Here is an 8,607-nt window from a genome sequence, read left to right on the forward strand (position 1 = left end):
CGGATCACCCCTGGTTCAGCTGGTTTGCCGAAACGATATTCAGCGCCTTGAGCAGGTTCAACGCCTGGTAAAGCTGGATATCCCGCTCGGCCAGATGGCTGTCGCCGTTGCCTGCCAGGCTATCTTCGGCACCATTCTCCAGGTGCCCCACCAGGTCACGTTCCTTAACCAGATTTTCATGTTCAACCTGGGTCAGACGCCCCTCTTCAACCATCACATCCGGGTGGATACCCTGGGCCTGAATAGAACGGCCGCTCGGCGTGTAGTAACGCGCCGTGGTCAATTTAACCGCACGATCACTGCCCAGCGGCAGTACAGTCTGTACCGAGCCTTTACCGAAGCTGTCGGTGCCCATCAGCACAGCGCGGTGATGGTCCTGCAACGCGCCTGCAACGATCTCGGAAGCAGATGCGGAGCCTCCGTTAATCAGCACTACCAGCGGTAGGTCTGGCGCCTGAGTCGCCGCCTGAGCGCTGAATTCAAGCTGAGAGCTCGGCAGACGCCCTTCGGTGTAAACGATCAATCCATCTTTCAAGAAGGTGTCGGCCACATCCACGGCGGCCTGAAGCACACCACCGGGGTTGTTGCGCAGATCCAGAACCAGGCCTTCCAGCGGCTGCTCCTGCTGCATTTCACTGATCGCCTTGCGCATATCTTCGGCAGTGTTGAGCTGGAACTGAGTCAGGCGCAGATAGCCGTAACCCGGTTCAAGCAGGCGATTTTTGACGCTGGCCACCTTGATGGAATCACGTACCAGGGTGACCTCAAAGGGTTTCTCGACGCCGTCGCGGACGATGGTCAGTACGATTTCACTACCGATTTCCCCACGCATCAGTTCCACCGCCTCATTCAGCGGCATCCCCTGTACCGGGGTATCGTCAAGCTTGATGATCAGATCGCCCGCCTTGATGCCGGCGCGCTGGGCCGGGGTATCGTCGATCGGGGCGATAACGCGCACGAAGCCATCTTCCTGGCCAACCTCGATACCCAGGCCGCCAAACTCTCCGCTGGTATGTACCTGAAGACTTTCGAACGCTTCCGGCTCCAGGTAAGTGGAGTGCGGGTCCAGCCCTGACAGCATGCCGCGAATCGCATCCTCCAGCAGCACCTTGTCATCTACCGGCTCGACATAGGCATCCTTGATGCGGCCATAGACCTCAGCGAACATCCGCAGCTCTTCCAGCGGCAGCGTCGTTTGCGGATCAGCACTCTCGGCCTCCTGCGACCAGGCCGTGCCAGGCAGAGACAGGGTCACCGCAAGCCCGAGCAGCAGGGGAGTTCTTTTTACACTGGCAAGAAGATTCATAGCTTATCCTTGAAGTGGTTTTCAGCGGTCTGCCAGCCAGGGGGCCGGATCGATAGAGCGCCCGCCTTTGCGGATCGCGAAATAGAGGCCGGTTTCATCATAGCCACCGCTGTCGCCGGTGGTCGCAACCACCTCGCCCGGTCTGACCCAGGCGCCGGTGTCACGCAACAGACTCTCGTTGTGTCCATACAAACTCATATAACCGCCGCCATGATCAATGATCAAGAGCAAACCGTATCCACGCAGCCAATCGGCAAATACGACGCGACCTGAATGCACTGCGTGTACCTCCCGCCCGGTGCGGGCACCGATCAACACACCCTCGTAAGCCAGGTCATTCACTTTCTGACCGAAGCCTCGCTTGATACTGCCATCCACGGGCCAGGGAAGCTTGCCTTTAAGCTGGTCAAAATCCTGGTTGGCGGTTTCAAGCTGGGAGCGGCGGATCGATTCACGGATCTGCTCCAGCAGGTTCTGCAACTGGGCCTGATCCTTCTTCAGTCCGGAAAGACGCTGCTGATCCTGCGCCATTGCCGACTTCAGTTTGGCCAGGTTGTTTTCCCTTTGCTGGCGGGCAGACTCGAGGTTACGCTGCTGTGCTTCCAACTCTTCACGTTTGGCAAACAGCGCTGCGCTGGTATCGGCAGCCTGGCTGCGGGTCGCGTTGAGCGCCTCAAGCTGGGTACGGTAGGTTTGCATCTGCTCGATCAGTTGCGCGTTGAGCTGATCGTAATAATAGATCAGCCGTTCGACCCGCGCCGGATCGCGATCTGTGAGCATCAGTTGCAGCTGGGGCTGGCGGCCTTCGCGATATTGCGCTCGTAACTGTTCCTGGACCCGCCCGGCGCTGGCCTCGACCTGACGCTCCAGTTCAGCTTCACGCTCTTCCAGTCCATCCAGGTCGGTACCCAGGCCGTCGATCTCATTATTGAGCTGACGCAGCTCCCCGGTGACCTGGCTGATCTGCTTCTCGCTGTCACGCAGCGCCTGCTGCAGCTCTTTCTGCTCCGAACGCTGACGTTCGATGTCTCTCTGCACCGAAGCGATCTCATCCTTGAGTGCTTCGATCCGCTTCGCGGTTTCACGCGCCTCCTGCTCGCTCGCTGCCATCGATGGCAGCGAAACAAGCAGCACGAGCATCAGTAGTAAAAGGCGCATGAATCAGGTCCAGAGGCCCCGTATCAGTTAAAGTGTGCCAGGTTTTTACCGTTCATTTCCGCCGGTGCATCCAGCTCCATCATCGCCAGCAGCGTCGGCGCCAAGTCGCACAATGCACCTTCGTCCAGCGTCAACCGATCTGCACGCGGACCATCGTAGATCAACGCCACCGGCCAGTTGGTGTGGGATGTATGTGGTTGACCTGTCTCCGGGTTGACCATCAGCTCGACGTTACCGTGGTCGGCGGTAATCAGCGTCTCACCGTCGACTTCAGCCATGGCTGCCAGAACCCGTGCCAGGCACTCGTCCAGCACTTCTACCGCTTTAACCGCGGCATCGAATTTACCGGTATGACCGACCATATCACCGTTGGCGAAGTTGCAGACGATCAGGTCAAACTGGCGGCTGAGGATCGCCTCGACCAGCTTGTCGGTTACTTCCGGCGCGCTCATCTCCGGCTTGAGATCATAGGTGGCTACCTGCGGGGAAGGCACCAGGATACGCTCTTCTCCCGGGTAGACCGCCTCTTCACCACCATTAAAGAAGAAGGTGACATGGGCATACTTTTCGGTTTCCGCGATGCGCAGCTGGGTTTTGCCCAGGCCGGAGAGGTATTCACCGAGACCGTTGTAGAGTTTTTCCGGCGGATAGGCGCAGCTGGCCGGGATATCCGCCGCGTACTGCGTCAGCATCACGTAGTCAGCCAGGGCCGGGCGCATCTTGCGGTCGAAACCATCGAAGTTGTCATCGACAAAGCAGCGGGTGATTTCACGGGCCCGGTCAGGACGGAAGTTCGCGCAGACAACCGCGTCGCCGTCTTTGATCAGACCTTTCGGATGCCCCGCCATATCGGTGATCACGGTGGCGGTGACGAACTCATCGTTTTCATCTCGAGCATAGGCTTCGGCCAGTGCCTGCTGCGCGGACTGGGCACGCTGGGTAGACTCACCCGCGGTCATCGCATCATAGGCCTGCTGCACACGGTCCCAGCGGTTATCGCGGTCCATGGCGAAGTAACGCCCCACCACGGTGGCGATTGCACCGGTGCCAAGCTCACGGAATTTCGCTTCAACCTTGGCGATTGAGGGCTCGGCAGAACGCGGCGGCATATCACGGCCATCAAGGATTGCGTGCAGATACACCTCTTTGGCACCACGCTTCACCGCCATCTCAGCCAGCGCAAGCATATGGTCTTCATGGCTGTGTACACCACCCGGCGAGAGCAGACCCAGCAGATGCACCGCCTTACCGGCGGAGATCGCTTTATCCATCGCGCTGGTCAGCGCCGGGTTTTCGCCAACGCTGCCATCCTCAATCGCCTTGGTGATGCGGGTCAGATTCTGGTAGACGATACGACCGGCACCGATATTCATATGGCCCACTTCGGAGTTGCCCATCTGCCCTTCCGGCAGACCCACCGCCATACCGGAGGTTTTGATCCGGCTATTGGGCTTGGAGGCAAGCAGTTTATCCCAGGTCGGCGTCTGCGCCGCCTGGATAGCGGAAGAAGGGGTCGCCTCGATACCGAAACCATCGAGAATTATCAGTGCTTTGGTTGAACGTGCTTGAGTCATCACAAATGTCTATTCAATCTGATTTATATTTCGGAACTGATCACCCACTCTCGGCGTACTGTCGCGTTAAGACGCCGCTTTCTTCGAGACTGATCTGGATTCCCGTTCTCGCCAAGAGTTCCGTTCCGCAGCATAGATCTGGTCAAACGAGTTTACCCTACCTTGCCCCCCAACGGCCAAATTCCTGGCTCAAACCTTATCCACCGCGCGCCGCACATGTATACTGTGCGGCCTGTTGACTAGCCCCCAATTAGGGAAGCCTTATGGATCGCGTGATTGAATTCGTCTCTCAACATTATTACCTGATTGCTGCCTGGGTTCTGACCCTGGCGATGCTGCTCTGGACCGAGAGCCGCAAATCCGGCAAATCGGTTTCGCCCGCCGAGGCCACCCGACTGATCAACAAGGAAGGTGCCACCGTGATCGATATCCGACCGAAAAAAGAGTGGGATACCGGCCATATCACCGGCGCACTGCATCTGCCGCTGGCCGATCTGGACAAGCGCATGGGCGAGATCAAGGCGGATAAATCCAAGCCTGTTATCGTTGTCTGCAACGTAGGCCAGGCTGCTGCTTCTGCGACCAAAAAGCTCAAGGCCGAAGGCTTTACCCAGGCCATCCGCATGTCCGGTGGCATGACCGAGTGGCGCGGCCAGAACATGCCCGTGGTGAAATAATGCAGCCCGTCGACATCTATCTGACGCGCTGGTGCCCGTTTTGCTCACGGGCGATTATGCTGCTCGAGCACAAGGGCGTAGCCTACAACGCCATCGATGTGGATACCGATCCAACGCTGCGCCAGACCATGATGCAGCGTGCCAATGGCCGTCATACCGTGCCGCAGATTTTCATCGGTGATACCCATGTCGGCGGATGCGACGAAATCTTCGCGCTGGAGCGGCGTGGAGAACTGGATCCACTGCTGGCAGACTGAGCACCGACCTGTTACCCATCAAAGGAAAATCCGATGTCCGAGAACCAACAGAAACAGCCCCAGTTCGCGCTGAAGCGCGTTTACCTGAAAGACGCTTCTCTGGAAACGCCTGCTGCTCCGGGTGTATTCACCAAGCAGTGGCAGCCGGAAGTTAACCTTGATATCAACACTCGCAGCTCATCCCTGGACGCAGAACACTACGAAGTCGTTCTGTCTCTGACCGTGACTGTTAAGAACGAAGGCGAGCCGGCATTCCTGATCGAAGTGCAGCAGGCGGGTATCTTCCTGCTGGCGGGTCTCGGCGAAGCTGAAACCAAACACACCCTGGGCGCGTTCTGCCCGAACCTGCTGTTCCCTTACGCTCGCGAAGCGATCGACAACCTGGCGTCCAAGGCGAGCTTCCCGGCTCTGATGCTGGCACCGGTCAACTTCGATGCGCTGTACGCTCAGCAGCAGCAGAAAGCCGCAGAAGCCGAAAAACACTGATCGGCTCCCGGTTCACTGACCGCGGACTCAATAATCTGCCGCGGTCAGCCTTTACTCCCCACCAGGCTCAGTATCCCATTTCCGCCGAGTAGCGAAATACTCACGGTTGAAGCGCTCGAAATATCCCTCCAGATGGCTTGCAGCCGCCCTATCCTCCTGCAACTCCAGCAAAGCTATAGCCACCTCGGCCGTGCACAGATGATGCGCTACTGTTGAGCGTCTCAATGTATAGCTCGAGATGCGAGCCGATTTAGGCTCAATCACCGGCAGGTGCTGCAGATAACGGCTGTGCCTGAACATTCTCCGTGCCTGGCGCCAGGTACCATCGAGAATAATAAACGCGGGGATTCTTCCGTCTGCCGGTGGCTTTTCCACCATACGCTGCTGATAGTCCTCCCCCTCAGGAAACACCAGGCAGGGGAAGTAGGCGGGATCGTTCAGCGCATCGAGCAACGCCTGGGGCGGCTCGGTACGAGACCATTCAAAGACACGGGTGCCGTTGATGCTGTCAGCGATCAGCTTGCCGGTATTGGTCGGCTTGTAGAACTCGTTATGGTGCATCAGCAGCCAGAATTCGCAGTTCGCCGCGACCCGGGATTGATGCTCGCAGATACAGGACTCCACCGCCAGACGGCAGGTCTCACAGCGTTTTACGCCTGCTCCACGGGCCAGATAAGGTCTGCGGGCTGGTTCTTTGATATTGGACATAGGTTCAACGTGTTCAAGCTGAAAATGCATGTGGTGCGCACTATACTGGCTTCCCCTTCAACAGCAAGTCCGCCGGAGCGCTTAGGGATAATGAAGAACTTTAACACCCTGATCCCACCTCAGCCTGAGATCTTGCACTCGCTTGCTAAAGCGCTGAACCAGGAAGATCCGAGCCAGCGCGAGGTTGCTGATCTGCTGCGAAAGGATGTCGCACTCTATTCCACCATACTCAAGGCAGCCAACAGCCCCTACTACGGCCTCGCCGTTGAAGTGACCTCCGTTGAGCGTGCGCTAAGCCTGCTGGGTTTTGAGCGCATCTTCAGTCTGGTCAGGCTGACGCTGATGAAAAACTCGCTGCAGAAAACCGGTCGGATGGAACGTTTCTGGGACACAGCTCGCGATGTAAGCGAGTTATCCACAGTGATCGCCAAGCGGCTTACGCGTTTGAACAAGGATGACGTCTACACCTGCGGCATGCTGCATGACTGCGGACTACCGTTGATGGTACAGGCGTTTGAAGGCTTTCGTGAATTTCTGCAGGAGAACGGTAACCTGACGGCTAACGAGCTGGAACAAGCAGAAACCGTGAAGTTCGGCTTCAGCCACTACAAGGTCGGGGCAAGAATGGCTGAGCGCTGGTTGTTGCCTCAGTATCTGGCCGATGCGATCCGTCTGCAGCCCCAGATCGACGAGGTACTCAGTGACCGCGTCGAAGTGGCCGACAAAACCCGTGAGTTGTTATCAGTGCTGACCCTGGCCCAGGATATCAGCGAAGAGTATCGCTACTACTGGCGAATCTCCCCCAAGCAGGAATTGTCCCGGCTGCAACCCGCGCTCCGTTACCTCGGTATCGTCGATCTTGACTATCTGAACCTGAGAGATGAGATACTGGAAGGCATGGGCGCCTGAGAGCGCCCCTGACTGCATTTTTAGCGATACGCAGCCATCCACTTCAGACCATCCAAAGTCCTTCCCTGTGGGTTATATTCGCAGCCCAGAGCCCCGCTATAACCCAGACTGTCCAGTTGCCCTAATATATAGGGATAGTTCATCTCGCCAACATTCGGCTCATGGCGCCCGGGCACGCCCGCCAACTGAACATGCTCGATAACATCAAACAACTCCATGATTGTTTGCGTAACACGCCCCTGCATCATCTGGCAGTGGTATAGATCCAGCTGCAGGCCCACATTCCCTTCGCCTATTGCATCGATCAGCGCTCTGCCCTGATCCGGGTAGTTCACCAGGTAACCGGGCATATCGCGATTATTGATCGGTTCGATCATCACTCTCAAGCCGCCCTTAGCAGCCTGTCGGGCGGCGTAGCGAAGGTTATTGATATAACAGGCGGTGGCAGCCTCGAGCGTAACCTCCTCAGTCACTACACCCGCCATCACATGGATAAGGCGGTTACCGAGTACACGGGCGTAAGCGATCGCCTGTTCGATGCCCCGGGCGAACTCTTCCTCTCGCCCAGGCAGGCACGCCAAGCCTCTTTCCCCCGCGGCCCAATCACCGGGCGGAGCATTGAACAGTACCTGCTCCAGGTCATGTGCATCCAAGCGTTGTTTGATCTCTTCAACAGGATATTCATAGGGGAATAGGTATTCCACCGCATCAAATCCAGCCTTTGAGGCCGCCTCAAAGCGTTCCAGAAAGGGTAACTCGGTAAACAGCATAGACAGGTTGGCGGCGAATCTGGGCACTGTGTAATCCCTCTGGGTGACTTTGGGTTTGATGCTAGGGGGTTGGTAGCTGAATGGGAAGGGAACTGGCCAGGGCATTTACTGCCGTCTGACCTTGAATCAATTGTAGGCGCGATTAGTCGCCGGGCTTTGAATTAGGATTCTATCTGCACGGAGGCGTACATCCTGCTCTGGAGCGGTGGCGGCAATGCTTATCGTAGGAGGGGTGCCTTGCCCGATTGATGTGAGGGTTATACTTGGATCGTGTGGTCCTAGGGAGGCTGCGGTCGTACAGATCAAATCGGCCGGTTTGGCGCGGGGTACTTGCCTACTTTGCATGTCTGCCAGCGTTCGGATGTAACTTAGAGAGATGACCTACTTTAGGTCGCAAGCAGCGCTTGCGATCCTTCGGACGCCAGCGGCGGGAGTAGATGCATGGGGCTCTAATCTGGAGAGCCAAATTGGCTTTGGTGGATGACCTACAGTGATCAGAAGCGCTGCTTCTGACCCTTCGGGCGTTAGCTGCTATAGATCGATGGTGAAGAGCTGAGCTTGGCTGAAGGGGCGAACAGCGATGACCTACTTTAGGTGCCGAGCTCTGCTCGTCATCCCTTCGGGACGCCTGCGGCGCCTGATCCTCGTGCCTCTGGCACAGAGGCTCTCACATGGGCCTGTGTAGTAAGGGGCGGCATCGCCGCCCAATACGAAAAAACCCCAGTACCAACGGTACTGGGGTTCTTCGTATTAGGTGCCTGG

General features: G+C 57.4%; 9 protein-coding genes. 4 read left to right on the forward strand and 5 right to left on the reverse strand.

The window, feature by feature from the left end; genetic code table 11:
- Positions 1-4: 4 nt before the first annotated feature.
- Genes CLV83_RS15525 through gpmI form a run of 3 tightly spaced genes read right to left on the reverse strand, consistent with a single transcriptional unit; the run spans position 5 to position 4,038 of the window.
- Positions 5-1,306, reverse strand: coding sequence for a S41 family peptidase (locus tag CLV83_RS15525; protein ID WP_132294268.1), 1,302 nt, complete (start codon positions 1,304-1,306; stop codon positions 5-7).
- 21 nt (positions 1,307-1,327) lie between these two features.
- Complete coding sequence (locus CLV83_RS15530) at positions 1,328-2,464, reverse strand: murein hydrolase activator EnvC family protein (protein ID WP_132294271.1); 1,137 nt, start codon at positions 2,462-2,464, stop codon at positions 1,328-1,330.
- A 23-nt stretch (positions 2,465-2,487) separates the two neighbouring features.
- Positions 2,488-4,038 (reverse strand): 2,3-bisphosphoglycerate-independent phosphoglycerate mutase, encoded by a 1,551-nt coding sequence (gene gpmI / locus CLV83_RS15535; protein WP_132294274.1) that lies wholly within the window; start codon positions 4,036-4,038, stop codon positions 2,488-2,490.
- A 263-nt stretch (positions 4,039-4,301) separates the two neighbouring features.
- Here gpmI and CLV83_RS15540 point away from each other — a divergent pair, with 263 nt between their 5' ends.
- From CLV83_RS15540 to secB, 3 genes are read left to right on the forward strand one after another with little or no spacing between them, the layout of a single operon-like run.
- On the forward strand, positions 4,302-4,715 hold the full coding sequence (locus tag CLV83_RS15540) for a rhodanese-like domain-containing protein (RefSeq protein WP_132294277.1): 414 nt from the start codon (positions 4,302-4,304) through the stop codon (positions 4,713-4,715).
- Positions 4,715-4,972, forward strand: coding sequence for a glutaredoxin 3 (gene grxC / locus CLV83_RS15545; RefSeq protein ID WP_132294280.1), 258 nt, complete (start codon positions 4,715-4,717; stop codon positions 4,970-4,972). The genes CLV83_RS15540 and grxC overlap by 1 nt, the downstream gene beginning before the upstream one ends.
- 33 nt (positions 4,973-5,005) lie before the next feature.
- Entirely contained in the window at positions 5,006-5,458 is a 453-nt protein-coding gene (gene secB / locus CLV83_RS15550; protein ID WP_132294283.1) for a protein-export chaperone SecB, read from the forward strand.
- 51 nt (positions 5,459-5,509) lie between these two features.
- Here secB and CLV83_RS15555 read toward each other — a convergent pair whose 3' ends face one another.
- Entirely contained in the window at positions 5,510-6,166 is a 657-nt protein-coding gene (locus CLV83_RS15555) for a tRNA-uridine aminocarboxypropyltransferase (protein WP_132294286.1), read from the reverse strand.
- Positions 6,167-6,256: 90 nt separating this feature from the next.
- On the opposite strand from CLV83_RS15555, the gene CLV83_RS15560 reads away from it, so the two are divergent.
- Positions 6,257-7,075 carry an HDOD domain-containing protein gene (locus CLV83_RS15560; RefSeq protein ID WP_165900324.1) on the forward strand — a complete coding sequence of 273 codons (819 nt, stop codon included), beginning with the start codon at positions 6,257-6,259 and terminating at the stop codon, positions 7,073-7,075.
- 20 nt (positions 7,076-7,095) lie between these two features.
- On the opposite strand, the gene otnI is transcribed toward CLV83_RS15560, so the two are convergent.
- Positions 7,096-7,872 carry a 2-oxo-tetronate isomerase gene (otnI, locus tag CLV83_RS15565; protein WP_132294292.1) on the reverse strand — a complete coding sequence of 259 codons (777 nt, stop codon included), beginning with the start codon at positions 7,870-7,872 and terminating at the stop codon, positions 7,096-7,098.
- Positions 7,873-8,607: the final 735 nt, after the last annotated feature.

Origin of the sequence: Marinobacterium mangrovicola, assembly GCF_004339595.1 — a bacterium.
Taxonomy (GTDB): domain Bacteria; phylum Pseudomonadota; class Gammaproteobacteria; order Pseudomonadales; family Balneatricaceae; genus Marinobacterium_D; species Marinobacterium_D mangrovicola.

What these genes read in the sequence shown, in the direction of transcription:
- CLV83_RS15525 (WP_132294268.1), bottom strand. Translation starts at nt 1,306, where the DNA reads ATGAATCTTCTTGCCAGTGTAAAAAGAACTCCCCTGCTGCTCGGGCTT.
- CLV83_RS15530 (WP_132294271.1), bottom strand. Translation starts at nt 2,464, where the DNA reads ATGCGCCTTTTACTACTGATGCTCGTGCTGCTTGTTTCGCTGCCATCG.
- gpmI (WP_132294274.1), bottom strand. Translation starts at nt 4,038, where the DNA reads ATGACTCAAGCACGTTCAACCAAAGCACTGATAATTCTCGATGGTTTC.
- CLV83_RS15540 (WP_132294277.1), top strand. Translation starts at nt 4,302, where the DNA reads ATGGATCGCGTGATTGAATTCGTCTCTCAACATTATTACCTGATTGCT.
- grxC (WP_132294280.1), top strand. Translation starts at nt 4,715, where the DNA reads ATGCAGCCCGTCGACATCTATCTGACGCGCTGGTGCCCGTTTTGCTCA.
- secB (WP_132294283.1), top strand. Translation starts at nt 5,006, where the DNA reads ATGTCCGAGAACCAACAGAAACAGCCCCAGTTCGCGCTGAAGCGCGTT.
- CLV83_RS15555 (WP_132294286.1), bottom strand. Translation starts at nt 6,166, where the DNA reads ATGTCCAATATCAAAGAACCAGCCCGCAGACCTTATCTGGCCCGTGGA.
- CLV83_RS15560 (WP_165900324.1), top strand. Translation starts at nt 6,257, where the DNA reads ATGAAGAACTTTAACACCCTGATCCCACCTCAGCCTGAGATCTTGCAC.